This window comes from Alkalihalobacillus sp. FSL W8-0930, assembly GCA_037965595.1.
In the GTDB taxonomy this organism is placed as follows: Bacteria; Bacillota; Bacilli; order Bacillales; family Bacillaceae_D; genus Alkalicoccobacillus.
Window position 1 is genome coordinate 519,983 of the sequence record CP150183.1, and the last position, 18,054, is coordinate 538,036.

The 18,054-nt window shown below is 41.2% G+C and carries 15 protein-coding genes; 7 read left to right on the forward strand and 8 right to left on the reverse strand.

Features of this window, described 5'->3' with window-relative positions; all coding sequences use genetic code 11:
• Window positions 1-15 precede the first annotated feature (15 nt).
• Entirely contained in the window at window positions 16-852 is an 837-nt protein-coding gene (locus NSQ54_02755) for an STAS domain-containing protein (GenBank protein ID WYP27053.1), read from the reverse strand.
• A 160-nt stretch (window positions 853-1,012) separates the two neighbouring features.
• Window positions 1,013-2,521 carry an MDR family MFS transporter gene (locus NSQ54_02760; protein ID WYP27054.1) on the reverse strand — a complete coding sequence of 503 codons (1,509 nt, stop codon included), beginning with the start codon at window positions 2,519-2,521 and terminating at the stop codon, window positions 1,013-1,015.
• A 250-nt stretch (window positions 2,522-2,771) separates the two neighbouring features.
• On the opposite strand from NSQ54_02760, the gene NSQ54_02765 reads away from it, so the two are divergent.
• On the forward strand, window positions 2,772-3,887 hold the full coding sequence (locus NSQ54_02765) for a S8 family peptidase (GenBank protein WYP27055.1): 1,116 nt from the start codon (window positions 2,772-2,774) through the stop codon (window positions 3,885-3,887).
• 74 nt (window positions 3,888-3,961) lie between these two features.
• Here the strand turns inward: NSQ54_02765 and NSQ54_02770 are convergent, their stop codons facing one another.
• Together NSQ54_02770 and NSQ54_02775 are read right to left on the reverse strand one after the other, a co-directional pair.
• Window positions 3,962-4,099, reverse strand: a complete 138-nt coding sequence (locus tag NSQ54_02770) for a hypothetical protein (GenBank protein WYP27056.1) — start codon at window positions 4,097-4,099, stop codon at window positions 3,962-3,964.
• A gap of 14 nt (window positions 4,100-4,113) precedes the next feature.
• Window positions 4,114-5,358 (reverse strand): helix-turn-helix domain-containing protein, encoded by a 1,245-nt coding sequence (locus tag NSQ54_02775; protein ID WYP27057.1) that lies wholly within the window; start codon window positions 5,356-5,358, stop codon window positions 4,114-4,116.
• A 413-nt stretch (window positions 5,359-5,771) separates the two neighbouring features.
• Between NSQ54_02775 and NSQ54_02780 the strand changes: the two genes are divergently transcribed.
• A complete protein-coding gene (locus NSQ54_02780; GenBank protein WYP27058.1) occupies window positions 5,772-6,512 on the forward strand; it encodes an NAD-dependent protein deacylase in 741 nt (246 codons plus the stop codon).
• Between the two features lie 10 nt (window positions 6,513-6,522).
• Here NSQ54_02780 and NSQ54_02785 read toward each other — a convergent pair whose 3' ends face one another.
• Entirely contained in the window at window positions 6,523-7,098 is a 576-nt protein-coding gene (locus tag NSQ54_02785; GenBank protein ID WYP27059.1) for a M15 family metallopeptidase, read from the reverse strand.
• Between the two features lie 371 nt (window positions 7,099-7,469).
• The gene (locus NSQ54_02790; protein WYP27060.1) at window positions 7,470-8,801 is read right to left on the reverse strand and encodes an amino acid permease; all 1,332 of its coding nucleotides are present in this window, start codon (window positions 8,799-8,801) and stop codon (window positions 7,470-7,472) included.
• Window positions 8,802-9,026: 225 nt separating this feature from the next.
• Between NSQ54_02790 and NSQ54_02795 the strand changes: the two genes are divergently transcribed.
• From NSQ54_02795 to NSQ54_02805, 3 genes are all read left to right on the forward strand, one after another.
• Window positions 9,027-11,252 carry a glycosyltransferase gene (locus NSQ54_02795; protein ID WYP27061.1) on the forward strand — a complete coding sequence of 742 codons (2,226 nt, stop codon included), beginning with the start codon at window positions 9,027-9,029 and terminating at the stop codon, window positions 11,250-11,252.
• Between the two features lie 268 nt (window positions 11,253-11,520).
• Entirely contained in the window at window positions 11,521-12,867 is a 1,347-nt protein-coding gene (locus NSQ54_02800) for an IS4 family transposase (GenBank protein WYP27062.1), read from the forward strand.
• Window positions 12,868-13,146: 279 nt separating this feature from the next.
• Window positions 13,147-13,983: a sulfurtransferase gene (locus NSQ54_02805; GenBank protein ID WYP27063.1), complete on the forward strand. Its 837-nt coding sequence runs from the start codon at window positions 13,147-13,149 to the stop codon at window positions 13,981-13,983.
• 71 nt (window positions 13,984-14,054) lie between these two features.
• Here NSQ54_02805 and NSQ54_02810 read toward each other — a convergent pair whose 3' ends face one another.
• Window positions 14,055-14,672 carry a protein kinase family protein gene (locus NSQ54_02810; GenBank protein ID WYP27064.1) on the reverse strand — a complete coding sequence of 206 codons (618 nt, stop codon included), beginning with the start codon at window positions 14,670-14,672 and terminating at the stop codon, window positions 14,055-14,057.
• An 8-nt stretch (window positions 14,673-14,680) separates the two neighbouring features.
• Window positions 14,681-14,806 carry a hypothetical protein gene (locus tag NSQ54_02815; protein ID WYP27065.1) on the reverse strand — a complete coding sequence of 42 codons (126 nt, stop codon included), beginning with the start codon at window positions 14,804-14,806 and terminating at the stop codon, window positions 14,681-14,683.
• Between the two features lie 513 nt (window positions 14,807-15,319).
• Here NSQ54_02815 and NSQ54_02820 point away from each other — a divergent pair.
• Window positions 15,320-15,991: a DUF4352 domain-containing protein gene (locus NSQ54_02820; GenBank protein WYP27066.1), complete on the forward strand. Its 672-nt coding sequence runs from the start codon at window positions 15,320-15,322 to the stop codon at window positions 15,989-15,991.
• A gap of 384 nt (window positions 15,992-16,375) precedes the next feature.
• Window positions 16,376-17,590 (forward strand): threonine synthase, encoded by a 1,215-nt coding sequence (locus NSQ54_02825; GenBank protein ID WYP27067.1) that lies wholly within the window; start codon window positions 16,376-16,378, stop codon window positions 17,588-17,590.
• Window positions 17,591-18,054 lie beyond the last annotated feature (464 nt).

Here is an 18,054-nt window from a genome sequence, read left to right on the forward strand (position 1 = left end):
TTAGAAGGTATGGAGCTACACATCGATCGTTCTAAAATCAAGGTTTGCTAATGCCTGAGCGATGGATGGGTAGATGTTAAACCCAGTAAACTTAATGCCGAGCTGAACCGCTGTTTGTGCGATCTCCGGGCGAATCCCTGACAAGGAGGTACGTGTGCCGATTAGCGTAAGACCTTGAATAAGCTCTGATAACTGACTGGCGACCATGGTATCGATGTGAGAAACTCCAGATAGATCAATTAATAAACAACCGACTTCATACTCTGCACAAAACTTTATCGTATTTGAGACAATGACTTTTGCCCGTTCAGTATTTATTTCACCAACTAGAGGCAGCAAAGAAATATGATGGTTTAGTTGAATGACAGGTGAACTCAATTCATTAATCAAATTCGTTTGAGCCAAAATAAACTGCTTTGACTTTTCCTGGTTTTTTTTGCTGTAAAGCACAACGACACGTTGAAAGGTATCTGTGACTTTTTGTATGTATGATTGATAATCGTTAAAGTTAAAGTCATCACTGTGATGTTGAAAATATGTATGTAGGTAATCCAAATAGATTTGCTGGTTTTCTAAAAATTCCTCTACCACCTCAGGTAGAAGGGTATTAAGATGTGCTTCATCCGAAGTTACTTCATCAAGCCATTGTTTAAATGTCTCATCCTCTAAAACACTTTCATCATTAAAAAGCTCAATAAAAATACGATGGAACCGTAAATTCTGTTCTTTTAATGTAGCAATTTCATCGGGATCCTCTGTCCCGTAAACCCCGCCTTTATGCTTATCCAAGCTAGCGTACCAAGCATCAGTAATGGACTCTGCATTGGATTTGAAAAAATCATAAAGTGTCACTTTTATACCCTCCTTTTAATCTACTACCTGTTCTTTACCCATATTAATAGAGATTAATTCATCTTTTTTACAAAACCTTAAGGGGATGAGACATTTAATCCAACAAAAAGCATCGGATGATTCTTGGTAGAATCACCCGATGCTTAATTAGTTCCTTTGGTTAATTTGCATTCTCTTTCATTTCCTTAGAAGTCAATACACGTTCATTTCCCATAAATGCCACCGTAACTGCAGCGATCGCAATGGGAATGAGAGCCAGTGTGAACACAAAGGTAACAGAATCAGACATGGCCTCAGTAAGCTGTGTTAACAGTTCAGGTGAAATACTGCCTCTTGTTTCTGGCTGGAAGATTTGTTGGATATCACCTGGTTCGTTCATAGAGTCTGATCCAACGCTTGACTCACTAATTCTTGATGCAAATATACTTGTTTGAATCGTTCCATAGATTGTAACGCCCACTGTCATCCCGAATGAACGTAGGAATGAGTTGGTGGAGTTGGCAGATCCACGATGACGAGGGGAGATTCCATTGATTGATGCGGCAGGCAGCAATGAAAAGGAGAACCCGACGCCAAACCCAACAAGTGCAATATAGGCGCTTAAAGCAATTCTCGATGTTTCAACAGACATTCCTGATAAAAGGAACATTCCAATAAAGAAAAAAGCAACGGATACAGCCATTAATCGTCTGAAAGTAACCTTCGTTTGAAGCATACCACCAACCATGCTTCCTGCAACCGATCCAAGCATCATCGGCATAAGCACAAATCCAGCACTTGTGGCTGAACCTCCGTATACGGCTTGAACATAGATAGGAACAAACACAGCCAGGATGATAAACGTACCACCATATAAGAAAGCTAGAATTTGCGAGGTGGCAAATAATCTGTTCTTAAACATCCAGAACGAAATAATAGGTTCGGATGCTTTTCGCTCGGCAAAAAAGAAAGCAGTAAACATGACCGCAAACCCGACAAATAAACCGATGATTGGTGCAGAACTCCAGGCGAATGACTTCCCGCCTAACTCAAGCGCAAACATCAAACAGACGATGGCGATGACCAATGTCGAAGCACCAAGCCAGTCAATTTTTTGCTTAATCGTGTTTCGTTCTTCATGATAGTTCCGAAGAATAAGGAAGAAAGCAACAGCACCAATTGGGATGTTAATATAAAACACCCAGTGCCAGCTTAACGCATCTGTAATAAACGCACCGAGCAATGGCCCGAGAACACTTGATAATCCAAAGACAGCACCAAATAATCCAGTCATTTTTCCTCGTTTTTCAGGTGGGAACAAATCAAAGATAATAGTGAAAGCAATTGGCATTAAGGCTCCGCCACCAATCCCTTGAACCACTCGATAGGCAATGAGCTGTTCCATACTTGTAGTTGTTCCACAGAGAACAGATCCAATGAGAAAAGCGAGTAACCCAAAAAGAAAAAAGCGTTTACGACCGTACATGTCAGATAATTTACCATAGATCGGCATACCGGCCATCACTGCAACCATATAGCCTGCCGTTACCCATACAAATTTTTCATAGCTGCCAAGATCAGACACAATCGTTCCCATTGCTGTAGCGACAATGGTGTTGTCGATGGCTGCCATGAATATCCCTAGTAGTAAACCTGCTACAACAAGTTTACTTTGCGAAGATTCGTTCATATTCTATCTCCCACTATACTGTTTTATTTCGTTATTTTACCATATATTGCACCCGCAATGAATCATAGATAAGTCATGAGATCGATACCGAAGAACTAGGTCTATTGACGAATACATTCAGCTTAGAGAATGAGAGCTCAATCGTTCAATTAAAAAACCTCCCTGTATTTTCCCAATGTTCATGGTAGAGAATGTTTGCTAGGGTTGTACCAAGCCAGAACATTCTGGTAAATCATCTAGGAGGGATTTCATGCAGTTTCAAGCACGCAAATGGACGGTTGGTCTATCATTAGTGGTTACCCTATCAGCAATACCGGCAATTGCAGGGGCGGAAGATGTGAAGGAAAGGTATCTAATCGGATTTAAAGAAGAAGCCGATGCGAATACATTCTCGACCCAAGCAGAAACATCTGAAAACCAAGTAGACGTAGATATTTTAAGAGAATACGAGAATTTACCCATTATTAATGCAGAATTAACAGAAGAGGAGGCAGAAGCACTCGAAGCAGAAGCCTCTATCGAATATGTAGAAAAAGACGTCAAGATGAGCACAATGCAAGAGATTCCATACGGGATTCCGCAGGTCAATGCACCAGCCGTGCATGAAGCAGGGAACGTTGGTTCAGGTGTATCCGTAGCTGTCATCGATACAGGGATTGCGCAACATGAGGATTTAAATATCGTAGGCGGGGAAAGCTTTGTCAGCTCAGAGCCTTCTTATGAAGACTTAAATGGGCATGGAACACACGTAGCCGGGACCGTGGCTGCGCTTGATAATTCAGTTGGAGTTCTAGGTGTTGCTCCAGAGGCAGACCTTTATGCCGTGAAGGTGCTGGATCAATTTGGAGACGGCTATACAAGCGATATTGCAGCAGGCATTGAGTGGGCAGCTAACCAGGACATTGATATTGCCAATCTCAGCTTAGGCGGTCCAATCGGTTCTCCGGTACTTGAACAAGCGGTGGACTACGCTGAAGAGCAAGGCACACTTCTCATTGCAGCAGCAGGAAATTCAGGAACACGAGGAATTGGATTCCCCGCAGCTTATGAGAATGTCGTTTCTGTCGCAGCAGTTGATTCAGAAAATAACAAAGCCAGCTTCTCAAGCTTTGGACCTGAGAACAACATCGCCGCACCTGGCGTCGACACCTTGAGCACGTACCCAGGTGGACAATATGCAGAGCTTAGTGGAACCTCAATGGCCTCTCCACACGTAGCAGGAGTTGCCGCACTCGTACAAGCAGCAAACCCATCCGCAACGGCTACAGAGATTCGCGAAACACTACAAGCATCAGCCACACCACTTGGAAACCAAGAATACTTTGGTAGTGGATTGGTGAATGCAGAGGCGGCAGTGGGTAGGTAAGGGAGAGTATAAAGAAAAAGCACCTCTAGGTTAAATTGATAACCGTAGAGGTGCTTTTTCTCAATCGTTGTTCATTAGATTGGTTTTGCTACAGGAGGTAGATAGGGACCAGAAAGTGTTTCAAAAGATGCTAAATTAAATTGTGTAACATCTGTTTGAAGTGCTAATATAGCAACTACTAGTAGTGAGCTAGTTAAAAGAACTTTTTTCAATTTTTAACACCTCCTTAATATAGTTGAATGTACAACTTATAAAAATTATTTGATAAGGTATGACGGTTGTTATTACTATGCCATTCTGCTAACTCCAATAATGCTGGTTTGGAATAGCTATACATATCATTTTTTTGAAAATAGTGTATATATTCTTTCTCAAGAAAAGAATAATATTTTTCTTTCTCAAAGATACTATACTTCAATTTTTTAGCTTGGAGTTTATAAATTTTCGAGGAACATTTAGATATATAAGAATCAATTTCCTCTATGTAAATCTGTAACTCTGAATCCTCTATTTTCATTTCAATAAGAACTTCGACTAAAGAAGTTAAAGAAATAAGCATATCATCGTACTTACTTTGACTATCAGGAAGGCTCTTATAATATTCAATGCACTTTTTAAGATATTCACTAGCTTTTGCGTACTTTTTGTTCGTTTTTAATAATAATGAGTAGTTGTGAAGTAATTTATGATAGATGTCAGTTTGATTTAAGAGTCGAGCATTTCTTAAGAGAGTACTATAAATAGATTTAGACTCTGCAAACAGATGCATATTCTCATAGTTAACTGCTAAAATCATTTGAATATGGATTATTCGGATGTAATTATTACGATCTTTGAATAATCTTAAAGCTTCTTGTGCATAAGGTATAGATTTTTCGTATTGACCTAACTTAGTGAAGTTGAGAGCAAGATTGTACGATATTTCGAGTACGGTAACATTATTACTATTTGCTTTAAGTTTCAGGAAATGTTCTATTGCTTCATGGTATTTCCCCTCTACTGCAAGATAAACACCAATTAAATTTTGGAACAGTAAATCCTCTAAAGGAGTAAGATTTGATCGGTTTCTCTCAATAACTTTAATATGCTCATTACCTAGATCATTCTTATTCTTTTGTAAGTAGTATCTACCCAAATTAATATGATAAAGATTTACGAGATTAGTACGATTATAATAACTTTCTTCACTTTCAATCTGTTTACATAGTTCGTCAGACCGCTCTTTATCGTAATAATAGATTGCATCTGAAAACTCTTCCAACTGCTCCGAAAGTACCCCGTACCTCTCAACCTCATCATTTATATCAAGTCCTAGGCGTTCCATTAGCATGGCTGCCGTTTCTTTGTTGACACTGTAGGCGTTGTTCTCGATTTTGGATAGGTGAGGGATTGAGCAGATACCATCTGCTAGTTCTGCCTGGGTAATTCCACTTTTTAACCGGTAGTATTTGATTATTGGTCCAAATTCCATGATTCACCAACCCATGTCTATAGTTTTCATTATAAAACAAAATCCGTGTTGATGGAGAGGATAATGTTGTTTTTCTGTTGGGAAAAACAAGGTCAGCGACTAGGTCTTATCTCTTATGTAAGGCGATTGTAGCAAGCTATTCCTTTATGTTCAAGAAATATATTGGAATAATTAGGTGAAAACGGTCTTATGAATCGTCTTACTGGAAAATTAAGAAAAGCTAGTGTCTGTATGGTTATTTGATAGGTCTAACCTCCTTCTGAATTAGGCATGCAGTATTTTGATTTAATTTTTAAAGAGGTTGGGAAATATGATAAGGTCATAAAAAGTAAGACTCTTCACAAGAGAAATATGAGCTTATTTTTGTTTTAATATAATAAGGAAATCATTCGTTTTCTATAGGAGGGACCACTATGTCGGACGTATCACAAATAGCTGCATTCATCAAAAAAGCATCGGCCATTACAGTCTTGACAGGAGCTGGTGTATCCACTGCCAGTGGTATTCCTGATTTCCGGTCTGCAAGCGGTGTGTGGACTGAGGACCGTTCAAGGGAATATTATATGTCCACTCGTTATTTTTCACGGGATCCCGTTGATTTCTGGAAACGGTATAAGGAAATCTTTCACATAAAGCTCATGCAGAGTTACAAGCCAAATTTGGTTCATACGTTTCTGAAGGAGCTTGAGAAAGAAAAACAAGTGTATGTGGTGACTCAAAATGTGGACGGGCTTCATCAAGCGGCGCGAAGCTCTTCTGTGATTGAATACCACGGGTCTCTGCGGACCGCCACTTGTCCTGCTTGTGGATCAAAAAAGTCGGCTGCGCAAATTGTTGAAGAAGAGATCCCGAGATGTGACAACGAAAGCTGCCAGACCATCGTCCGACCAGATATCGTCTTGTTTGGAGATCGAATTTTAAAGCATAGTGAGGCAGAGCAGGTCATTGATTCAAGTGATTTCATTCTGACACTGGGCACATCGCTTCAGGTAAGTCCATTTAACCTGTTACCTGAATATGCGGTTTACGAACGTGGGTTACCAGCTGCTTTATTAAATGGAGAGCGGACAATGATGGATTCTTTGTTTACTTTAACACTACGTGGAGATTTAAGTCAGACGATTACTGCATTAAAAAAAGAGCTCTCAAAATGAAGAAAGCTCTCTACTCATGTGGAGGGTAATACCCATTCTGAAGGTCGTTAATGGAATACCCAAAGTCCATTTGAAGATGAGGATAATCTTTAAAGCGTGACCAGTCTCCACCCCAGGTAAAGCCAAGTGCCTTCGCCAAATCCACGACTTCCAGCCAATCCGCTTTTCCGTTATTATTCCCGTCATAGTTCATATCCCATATGACATCTCCATCATTTGTACGGAGGGCAAAGTCAACGGCAAGGCCGTAATTGTGGTAGGACTCTCCACCTCTTGCATTTGTAACGACCTGACCATTGGCGTCTCTACCACGATCATATAGGGAATTTTGTTCTTCTATTGAGCGAAAGTCGTCAGTAATGACTACTTGGATATTCAGTTCTTCAGCTTGTTCAACTAATTGGTTCACTTTATCAGCAACCGTCGGATGAAGGTCTGTTGTTGGTTCAGCTGCTTCATTCTTTTGTTTAGCAAAGGCTTCGTGTGGGCCTTCTAACTGCTTCTCTTGATAGAGGATAACTAAAAAAAGAGAGATAAGAATGAGAATGAAGCTCCACGAAAGAAGTACGCCTACTGTTCCTTTCATTCTATGAAACTCCTTTACACGGAAGATGTCGAAACTCCACTTATTGTAACGCATATGAGGTGAGATTCCTATTGAACGTTCTATGAAAATCATGGCAGAAAAAAGAGACTGGAACATAACTAAAAACCAATAGAAAAATGGCGAATGATTCAATTGCATAATCATTCGCCATTCGTGATTTTATTTGAACAAGCGGAAGGAGAACCTGAGACTCCTACGGAACAGAACGCGGTGAAGACACTGTAGCGGCGTCCTTTCCGCGAAAGGGGCTGAGGCCGTTCCCGTGGAAAGCGAAGGATTCTCCTGTAGCGGATATATTTCTATGTTCGTGTTTAGCTACCCATATTAATGTTAAGTCCCAGCCTGTTTTCTCATCGTTCCTGTAAATTCAACACAAAATTTGGGTTGCGGCGAATTTTAATAATAAAGTAAATCAATCCAAGTAAAAGCCATGCAGATCCAATGATTAATGCATTTGTACTAATGCTGCCGAGTAGCCAGATACAGAATGCAGCACCTGCTCCTGGAACAATTAAGTAGCGCAGGGTCTGAGTGAAGCTTCGATTCTGACCGCGGATATAATAATGTGCAATCACAGACGCATTTACACTTGTAAAGCCGATCAATGCGCCAAAGCTAATGAAGGAATAGATAATCTCAAGCTCACCAAAGATAGCCGTTGTTGAAATGGCACCTACAAATAAAACGTTAAATAATGGCGTCTTAAGCTTAGGATGCACATACCCAAAGAACCGTCTTGGTAGGGAATCGTCTCGCCCCATTGCAAATAACAGCCTTGATGCACTTGCATGAGAGGATAGAGAAGAAGAGATAACCGCAACCATCGTCCCCGCTAAGAATAATGAGTGCATGAAGCTTCCGCCGATATACCCAGCGATTTCAAGAGAGACAGCTTCTGCATTCGCGTAGTTTTGAAAGTTAGGATAAACCTGATGCAGAAAATAAGATGTTACGGTAAAAAGAACCCCACCGATCAGAACGACTAAAAAGATGGCACGGGGGATATTCTTCTTTGGATTGATCGTTTCCTCTGACATGGTCGAGATCGCATCAAATCCAAGGAAGGAAAAGCAAAGGATGGATGCTCCCGTAAAAATAAGTGACATATCAAGTGAAGAACTGTAAAAAGGGACGGGTGAGAGTAACTCTCCTGTACCAAGTCCTGCTGTGAGACCTTTAATAATGAAACCAACAAACACAAGAGCAACAATCACTTGAAAGGTCACGAAAATAGCTGTGATGTTTGCCGTTAGTTTAATTCCAAACACATTAATGATCGTAATACTAAACGCTAAAATCAAAACCCATATAAATGGAGGAACGGACGGAAAGGCTGCGTCTAGATAAGCCGCTCCAATGGCAAAGTTCACCATAGGTAAAAAGAGATAATCGAGTAATAAGGTCCATCCCGCAATGAAGCCGGCATGAGGGTGAATGCTTTTCTGCGCATACGTATACGCTGAGCCCGCTTTTGGATACGCCTGTACCATTTTTCCGTAGCTGTATGCGGTGAGTAAAAGTGCTACAATCGTAAAAATGTAGGCAGCAGCCACGTGTCCTTGCGTTAATTGAGCAACGATTCCATAAGAATCAAATACAACAAGCGGATCCATATAGGCTAGTCCGATTACAATAAGCGGAACCAGCGTAAGCGTACGCTTTAATTTCTGTTCTTTCTCCAAGTTAACCACATCCTTTATTTGAACTGAAATCAGTTTAGTCGATCACACGACCCCTTTCAACAATTAATTTTACATAAAGCCTAATGTAAGCGATACCAGATAAAAATAGGTGAAAGTCGGTATTTTGTGGTGAATTTTATATTGATTTTTTAGTCACCAGATAATAGTATGAATCCATATTCTAGTGAAATAGACATATGTCTTTATGAGGGGGAATTGCTAGAGATGGAAGTGACGTTATATGCATGGTTAATTGTTTCCAGTGCAGTACTCATAGTCTTTTACATATTATCAAGAAAATATAACTGGTCTAAGCAGGTGCTCATCGCACTCTTTTTAGCCATTAATGCAATCTATCTTGGCTGGCGTGCCGTTTATACGCTACCAACAATGAACACGATTAGCATCATTGCGGGTGTTTTGCTTTTACTAACTGAGGTTGCTGGGTTTCTTCAGTCGATTGTCTTTAGTGTGATTTCGTGGAAACCATTTAAGCGGAAGCATATTCCGTTATCTGAATTTGAGAATCTACCAACCGTAGATATCTTTATTGCTACGTATAACGAATCTGAGGATCTATTAAAACGAACGATTGCTGCGTGTACACTCATCCGTTATCCAAAGAATCTAGTCTCGATTTATGTGTGTGATGACGGAAGAAGAGCGAGCGTCCGTGAGCTTTGTGAGGAATTTGGAATTGGCTATATTGATCGGAAAGATAATAGCCACGCCAAAGCGGGAAACCTTAATCACGCGCTTACCAAAACAAACGGGGAAATTGTTGTGACAATGGATGCGGACATGGTACCTCAAGCCAATTTCTTAGAACGGACACTCGGACAGTTTACTGATCCGGAAATGGTGTTTGTTCAGGCCCCGCAAGTGTTCTATAATGATGATCCGTTTCAGTACAACTTGTTTTTTGAAGACCAGATTACTAATGAACAAGACTTCTTTATGCGTCAGCTAGAAGAAGGAAAAGACCGGTTCAATGCCACGATGTACGTGGGAAGTAATGCATTGTTTCGCAGAACAGCCCTTGATGAAGTAGGTGGTTTTGCTACAGGTGTCATTACTGAAGATATGGCAACGGGTATGCTACTACAATCAGATAACCGGAAAACAGCCTTTATTAATGAAACATTGGCTGTCGGTCTGTCACCTGAAACGTATGCTGATCTGTTGAAGCAACGCGATCGCTGGTGCCGTGGGAACATTCAGGTTATCCGTAAGTTTAATCCGTTAAAGATGAAGGGATTAAGCTTTATGCAGAAGCTTCTGTACATGGACGGCATTCATTACTGGTTCTTTGGCATTTATAAGATGGTGTTTCTACTTGCGCCATTGTTGTTCCTTGTTTTTAATATTTATAGCTTGGACGTCGCCTTCACCCAGCTATTATGGTTCTGGGTACCAGCTTTTATTTCGTCACAGCTGATGTTTAAGTCCCTTGCCAATAAAAAGCGAACGGTGCTTTGGAGTCATGTCTATGAAGTGGCGATGACGCCCTATATGGCGATCTCCGTACTATCAGAGATTTTTCTCAAGAAGAAATTTAAATTTAACGTGACAAGAAAAGGTGTTCAAACGAATCAAAGACGTTTTCTTTGGGTTACAAGCATTCCGTACTTGCTTCTAGCGGCACTCACTCTTGTCGCTTTGGTAAAAGTGGGTCTTTACTACGTGTATCCAGACAGGTACTCGGTTAACCCGGATGTACTATATATTAATATTTTCTGGGTGCTTTATAACGCAGCAGCTATTATTCTAGCGATCTTTCTTACGTTTGAACGCCCGCGTCATCGGAACTCAGAGCGCTTTTCCGTTGATCTACAAGGGGTTCTTCATGGAAGTGAGACCTCTGTCTCGTTCAACATTTTAAATATTAGTGAAAGTGGTGCTCGTATTGAGTTAGATGCGCTTTCCCTTGAAGAGCATTTATCTAAGGAACAGAGCTTTGTGATCGATTTTGCCGGAGTCGAAGGCCTAGCAGTAAAAAAGGAATGGATTAACGAGAAGAACGGGAAGCTGTTAATGGGTGTTTCATTTATCGATCCGGATCTTGATCAATATGCCGAAACGATTCGTGTATTGTTCAGTGAGCCAGTCAATGCAGAGATTGAAAAGTATTATGACAAGGCCCTCTTAACAACGGCGATGTACCGGTTCCTTCGCCGGACAAAAAGGGAGGATCCAAGCTTTCATCGTCAATCCATCCGCAAAAATGTCTCTCTTCCTGGACAATTAAACATTGATGGCCAAACAGTAGAAATGACCGTACTGGATTACAGTGAGGCAGGTTGTAGCGTACGGCTTAACCGGAGTCTTCGGGTGGACCAGTTGGTAAAAGTATCTACAAACGAACGAGAACTAGCAGGACGAACGGCACAAATATGCTGGGTTCGTAAAAAAGGCAGAAATCGATATGTCGGACTGAAATTTGTCGCTTGATTTTTAGTATACGGGGAGAAAACAACTTGAGAGAAAGACAGAAGATTTGATGAGACAATCGACTGTCGTTTGTTATTACACAGAACAAGCGGAGGGAGAATGCGAGACTCCTGTGGATACAGTACGTGGTGAAGACACTGTAGTGGTGGGTTTCCACGAAAGTGGCTGAGGCCGTACCCCATAGCCGTCAAGTTAAGTAAAATCGGTTTAATTATAGACGATTCTTCGTTAGGATGGGGGTTTAACCAGTCCTAGGGAGGGATCGTTTGTGTCTTTAAAAGAGGAGTTCAGTACGTTTGCGAAAACCGTGTTGGACGTTTTATCTGTACCGAACCTTCGCCAATCTGCCCGAGACGTTGGGTTTGTACAGCGTCTAAAGAAATTAAAACCTGAGGATTTCTTGAGTATTTGTGCGTTTCTGCCTCAACCCGTGGGTTCTACAGAGTTAACACAGCTTTGTGGAGCTCTTTCGCGTGAATCGAATACCCAGCTCTCCAAACAAGCCTTACACCAACGCTTCGATGAAAAAGGAGCCGCTTTTTTGAAGCATGTGTTTTTTCAATTGGCGGGCAAACAAGAGGTCATCGCCATGCCACCTCTTCCGGAGACCCCGTTTTCTCGGATCCGCATCTTAGATGCGACTTCATTTGAACGACCAAGGAAAGAAGGTACTTCTTCAGATGGAGCGAAAATTCATTTAGAGTATGAGCTATATGAGGGGAAATTTTTGCATACCTTACTTTGCGGTTCAAGAGAAAGTGACCATCACGCCGCCTATGCATTAGCCGATACGATCCAGCCAGGAGATTTGATCATCCGTGATCTCGGCTACTTTTCTGGCGACCATTTGAAACAAATTGATCGTGCAGGCGCTTCTTATATCACGCGGACGCCGGCCAATATGACCTATTGGACTAGAGATGATCAAGGGGAACGAATCCAAATCAAACCAGAAGAAGATGCGAAGCAGCTAGAACCGGGAGCGATCAAAGATTATGGGGTCATCCAATTAGGGGTCAAAGGAAAGAACACCCTTCAAACCCGTGTCATCGTGCAACGATTGACAGAGGATCAACAAAACAAGAGGAAAGCCGGTTTACGAAAAAGAAGACGGAAAGGGGGTCATACCCAATCCGCCGACAAAAAGGATCATACCCAAATCCTTGCCACTAACCTAACACAGGAAGAAATGGATGTGCAAGCATTGTATCCGATGTATTCCTTACGCTGGCAAGTCGAGATTCTTTTCAAAACGTGGAAATCCCTTTTCGCCATTGATCACGTGCGCGCGATGAATCCAGATCGGTTTCTCTGCCACATGTATGGGAAACTTATACACATTCTGCTTTCTTCGATGGTGGCGTTTCAATGCCGGTTCTATCTTCATCAAAAACACCACCTCGAAGGCAGTGAATACAAGTGTATCCATCATGCCAAAAGGGCTATAGAAGAGTCAAAAGGATACGCTCTCTATCATCGTTCTTCATTAGAAGACGTTCTAGAAAATATCTACGAGAACATTTACCGATATGGACGAAAAGACCATCGCCACCGCCATCAAAGTCCCTATGACATCTTACAGATCGCCTATGAAACACATGCGCGTATGGAGTAAAACGGTAGAATCCGGTGCAAAAAAATATAAAAAGAGCCAATCTATCCATACGTACCCTGATGGAAAATACTAGATCCACTACAAGATAAAGGATGAGCTCTTTCTTTTTCCTTTCTTAACTTGACGGCTATGGGCCGTACCCACGGAAAGCGAGCATTTCTCCCGGAGCGGATATATCTATAGAATTAGTGTTTTCAAATCTAATTTATTGTGTTGTCCCAGCCCCTTATTTTTAATAGAAATATGATACGATAGCTTAAAAGAAGGGAGCGAATCACAATGAAACGATTGAAGCCAGAAGAGTTGAAGAAACAGATGGATTCAGGTACATCAAATCTTGTAATTGTTGATGTTCGCTATGCTCTGTCAGATACAGATAAAGGAAAACAACTATACGCGGAGTCACACATCCCAGGAGCCATCTACCTGCACATGAGTCATGATCTATCAGGCGAGGCAAAAGAACACGGAGGACGACATCCGATTCCAGAAACAGAAGAGATCTCTAAAAGACTAGGCGAAGTCGGAATAGATCAAGATACAATTGTGATCGCCTATGATGATAAAAAAGGTTCGTTTGCAAGCAGATTATGCTGGCAGCTTTATTACTTGGGACACGACAAACATTACATCTTAGAGGGTGGATTTGAAGCCTGGGTTGAAGCAGGTTACTCTACAACAACTGACATACCGAAATACTCTGAAAAAACATTTGTTCCTACTTTACGCAAAGAGGCAAGAGTTACGCGGGAAGACGTCTTGAAGAGACTTGGATCAACGGATTCCATACTCATTGATGCAAGAGCACCCGAGCGTTATGCGGGTGGAGCCGATTCACTTGATGCCAAAAGTGGACATATTCCTGGTGCGCTTAATTATTTTTGGGAGGACCTCCTGGACCATTCAGGGAATTGGAAAAGTGGGGCTGAGCTTGTTGAGCATTTCAAAGCCCTACCAAAGGATAAAGAAATCATCATCTACTGTGGTTCAGGCGTAACGGCATGCCCGAATGTATTTGCGCTAAGGGAAGCTGGGTTTGAACACGTGAAACTTTATTCGGGTAGCTGGAGTGACTGGACGAGTTATGAAGATAGTCCGATTGAAACAGGAAGATAAAAAAAGAATATTTTTACAAAAAGCTAATGACTTGGTCGCAGTCATTAGCTTTTTGTTATAGATGGATGGAATTAGATTCGAATCGCTTTGTAACAAGCAGCTATAGCAGATAGGAGCACTTTAGGTACTCTTTTTGGAAAAAATCGGTAGACTTTAAACGCAAATTTTAGATCATTCCACTGATTGCATTGTTTACTTTGTTTGAAACGGGCAACATCAATCACTTTAACTGAACCTTCTTCTGTCAGCATCAAATTGTGTAGATGGATATCAGAAGGATTTAATCCCTTCAAACGCGCCCCCTCAATCGCTTGATCAACTGATTTTACATTCTCGGTCCTCACCCGAATTCCGTGCAGTAAGCATTGGAAAAAGGTTTGTCCTTTAATATAATCAATCACAAGATATCCGTGGCCAACCTCATATAAAGCAGGATAATGCGCAGTATCAGCTAACAGTTGATAAATTTCTGCTTCTTGGTACGCTAGCTTTTCATAAGGTGGATAAAATACCTTTAACACTCGATTAACAGTTGGTAGCTTAAAAACATAAGCGCTTCTCCCACTACCAACGAGGGTTAAGCTTTGATCATAATTTAAGACAACGGTCTGCCTCCCCTTATTACTAAATGTTACACTGCCAGCGAGGCGCGAAACAGAGGTTGGACGTACTTGCGCCTTCTCACTCATCGACAACACTACCCCTTTTTCGTTTGTTTACGTTTTGTTAGTTCTTGCTTTATCTTAGGTAAGACGTGTTTTTGAGCTTCTTTTAGCCCCTTTTTCACCATCGGATTTCCCAAGAGCTTTATAAGTTTAGACATATATGACTCTCCTCTCGTCTTTTCTTAACCAAATAAAAGAGACCCAAGCCACTGTGACTTGGGTCTACCAACTAAAAAGAGACCTTTGCCACGAAAATGTGACAAAGGTCTCGCAAACAACAATGATATGTTGCCAACAGTACCGAGGGACAATATCCCTGTAATGACGATAGCTGCTGAACTGCTACTCCCCTTTGGAGTATTTAATTAAGTGTTTTCAGTATAATCGGTATATATGAGAGGGTCAATCGTTTCCATTGTTTCACATGAAATCTTTACAAAACGTTTAAAAAATATGTTAATTACTTAATTATAAATCAATTTATCCGCTGGTGGGTCACTCAATGTATCCTTGTGACTAAAGTATGAAAAGCGATGATTTGTCCTTATTTTAGGTTTTAGACCTATCTGTAGGGGTAATTGGTAAATTGTAGATAAAACTGGGTTCGCTAAAAGGTCTAATGGAGTAAGTAGTTCAATAATAAGATAGACATAAAAAAGGAGAGAATTATCTTGAAAATAAATAAAACAGGGGTTGCCGTATTACTAATAAGTGTTAGTATCCTGAATGCGTGTGGTAACAATGAAGGTCAGTCATCAGAGGACATGACCACTAGTGGATCTGAACAAAGCGATGCAAATAGCCAAGTCGAGGGGAGTTCAGAAGGATTAACGGAGAAGATAGATTCCAGTTCAGATGATGGAGATACTGAAAAAGATTCAAGTCCAAATTTAGGTGAAGGAACAACGGAGGATCAACTAGATCTTCGTATTGGTGATACAGGTCAAATTGAAACATCACTAAATATGTTTGAGTTGACGGTTAACTCAGTTGAAATGATGGATGATATCAATGGAGAAACGCCTGAGATTGATAAGATTATTTTAACTAATGTTACATTAAAGAATCTTTCAGATACAACGATGGATATTTCAGAGGCGTTAGATGTAATAGAAATTACGTCAATGCTAGAAGGGTCTGGTTTTCCTGATTTTTCAAAATACTACGATAGTGTAGAAACATTAGAAGGTCAGCTAGATAGTGGAGAAGAGATTAAAGGTCAGTTGGTATTTGAAGAAAATGAAAGTGATGAATACTTCATTAGGGTAAGTGAAGGACTGATCGCAGCTGGTGGAGCGAAAAACCAAGCGATCTGGACATTTGCGAAGGATGACGCTGAATAACTTAAAGGGGAACAAGCCTGGAATGATCAGAATTATGGAAGAGTCCATGAACTTGCCCAGGGTGAGCTTAATGAAAGTGAGCGAGCACAGAAGCTTTCTGCTGAAAGCTATTATCAAGAGGATAATTTAGATGAGGCTTGGAAGAAGGCAAATGAATTAAACAACACGGATCTGAAAATACGAATCAAAGAAAAAGACATAAAAAAGGTTGAAGAAGATGACGATTTAGACGATGATGAAAAAGAAGATCGTATCAATAAATTTAAAGATGACATTAAAGAATTAAAGGAACAAAACGATTAAAGGGTAACCGCTGTACCTAGGTCTACACGACAGGTACAGCTTTTTTGAACAACTAAATAGATGGCTTAGGGAGGATTAGGAATGAAGTACAGCTATGTGTCACACCTAGAATGTCCAAAATGTTATGAAGTGTATCCAAAAGGGGAGGTCCATCATCTCTGTTCATGTGGTTCGCCGCTTCTTGTTCGTTATGATTTGAAGGCGTTATCAGAAGCGATGAATCCAAAAGATCTAATGGAACGGGAACTTACTTTATGGAGATATCATGAGCTGTTACCTGTTGAAGATTCGGGCTCGGTTGTCAGCCTGGGCGAAGGCATGACTCCACTTGTTCCTATGACAAAGCTTGGCAGGGAGATGGGACTCTTTCACTTATATATGAAGGATGAGGGTATGGTGCCGACGGGTTCATTTAAAGCTCGTGGTGCCGCAGTTGGTGTGTCAAAAGCAAAGGAGCTTGGCGTCAAACAAATTGCGATGCCAACCAACGGCAATGCCGGTGCGGCGTGGTCCCTTTATGCCGCCAGAGCGGACATCAAAGCGACCATTGTCATGCCGGTGGATGCACCTGAGATCACACGCAAGGAGTGTATCGTGGCAGGAGCCGACCTTCATTTAATTGATGGACTGATTAGTGATGCAGGACAGGTTGTGGCTAAAGCTGTAGCGGAGCACGGAATCTATGATGCCTCTACTCTTAAGGAGCCGTATCGCATTGAAGGAAAGAAAACAATGGGACTTGAGCTCGTTGAACAAATGAACTGGTCGATGCCTAATGTCATTCTTTACCCAACAGGCGGTGGAGTGGGGTTAATTGGGATCTATAAGGCATTACTTGAACTAAGAGAAATGGGTTGGATTGAAGGCAATCTTCCACGTTTGGTGGCTGTACAATCTACAGGCTGTGCCCCAATCGTTAAGGCATGGCAGGATAAGAGCCGCTCCTCCGAATACTTTGAGAATGCCTATACCCAGGCATTTGGAATCAATGTACCAAAAGCCATTGGAGACTTTCTTGTGCTTGATGCCATTTATGAAACAAATGGCTGTGCAGTCGCCATAGATGATGCCACAATGCTTAAAGAGCTTGAAACCATAGGTCGGACAGAAGGAGCCTTTGTTTGCCCAGAAGGTGCTGCAGCCTTTGCGGCGGCTAGAGAACTGAAGCAAAAAGGGTGGATTGGCGAAGAAGAAACCGTTGTTATCCTGAACACCGGACAAGGCATTAAGTACCCAGAGACCGTGCAAGTAGACGTAGAGGTTCTGAGGAAAGGTGAAAGCTTGTCGCGTGTGTAGGTGAGTGGAGCGTTAGCAGTGAAAGTGGAGTATTAACCAATCGAATTGGAGCGTTGAAGGAAGGAATGGAGCCTCAACCATCTAAATTCGAGCTTTAGCCATCAAATAATGGACACGAATCAAAAAAGACGATGACCCAATTGAATTGGATGTCATCGTCTTTTTCTACTATGAGGAAAAGCTGATCTATGCTGTTCCTCCGCAATATTTCTGAAAATATATAAGGGCAAGATACGGTTGATTAAAATACGAATGAAAGAATAGCACCGATTACAACAATAGCACCAACGATCATAAAAATTGTGCGAATCATCTTTATCATCCTCTCCTTGTTTCTTACCTCTATCATTCCTTAATTCACAGATTCGAAACATATTTGGACCACAGGTTCGTAAAAATAGTCTAATCTGCTCATATTATGGGTAAAGAAGAAAGAAAACTGATTCGATGGTTTAGAAAGCAGG

Coding starts and splice junctions, on each gene's coding strand:
- NSQ54_02760 (WYP27054.1), bottom strand. CDS start 2,521: ATGAACGAATCTTCGCAAAGTAAACTTGTTGTAGCAGGTTTACTACTA.
- NSQ54_02805 (WYP27063.1), top strand. CDS start 13,147: ATGAAACGATTGAAGCCAGAAGAGTTGAAGAAACAGATGGATTCAGGT.
- NSQ54_02795 (WYP27061.1), top strand. CDS start 9,027: ATGGAAGTGACGTTATATGCATGGTTAATTGTTTCCAGTGCAGTACTC.
- NSQ54_02785 (WYP27059.1), bottom strand. CDS start 7,098: ATGAAAGGAACAGTAGGCGTACTTCTTTCGTGGAGCTTCATTCTCATT.
- NSQ54_02815 (WYP27065.1), bottom strand. CDS start 14,806: ATGTCTAAACTTATAAAGCTCTTGGGAAATCCGATGGTGAAAAAGGGG.
- NSQ54_02765 (WYP27055.1), top strand. CDS start 2,772: ATGCAGTTTCAAGCACGCAAATGGACGGTTGGTCTATCATTAGTGGTT.
- NSQ54_02810 (WYP27064.1), bottom strand. CDS start 14,672: ATGAGTGAGAAGGCGCAAGTACGTCCAACCTCTGTTTCGCGCCTCGCT.
- NSQ54_02780 (WYP27058.1), top strand. CDS start 5,772: ATGTCGGACGTATCACAAATAGCTGCATTCATCAAAAAAGCATCGGCC.
- NSQ54_02775 (WYP27057.1), bottom strand. CDS start 5,358: ATGGAATTTGGACCAATAATCAAATACTACCGGTTAAAAAGTGGAATT.
- NSQ54_02825 (WYP27067.1), top strand. CDS start 16,376: ATGAAGTACAGCTATGTGTCACACCTAGAATGTCCAAAATGTTATGAA.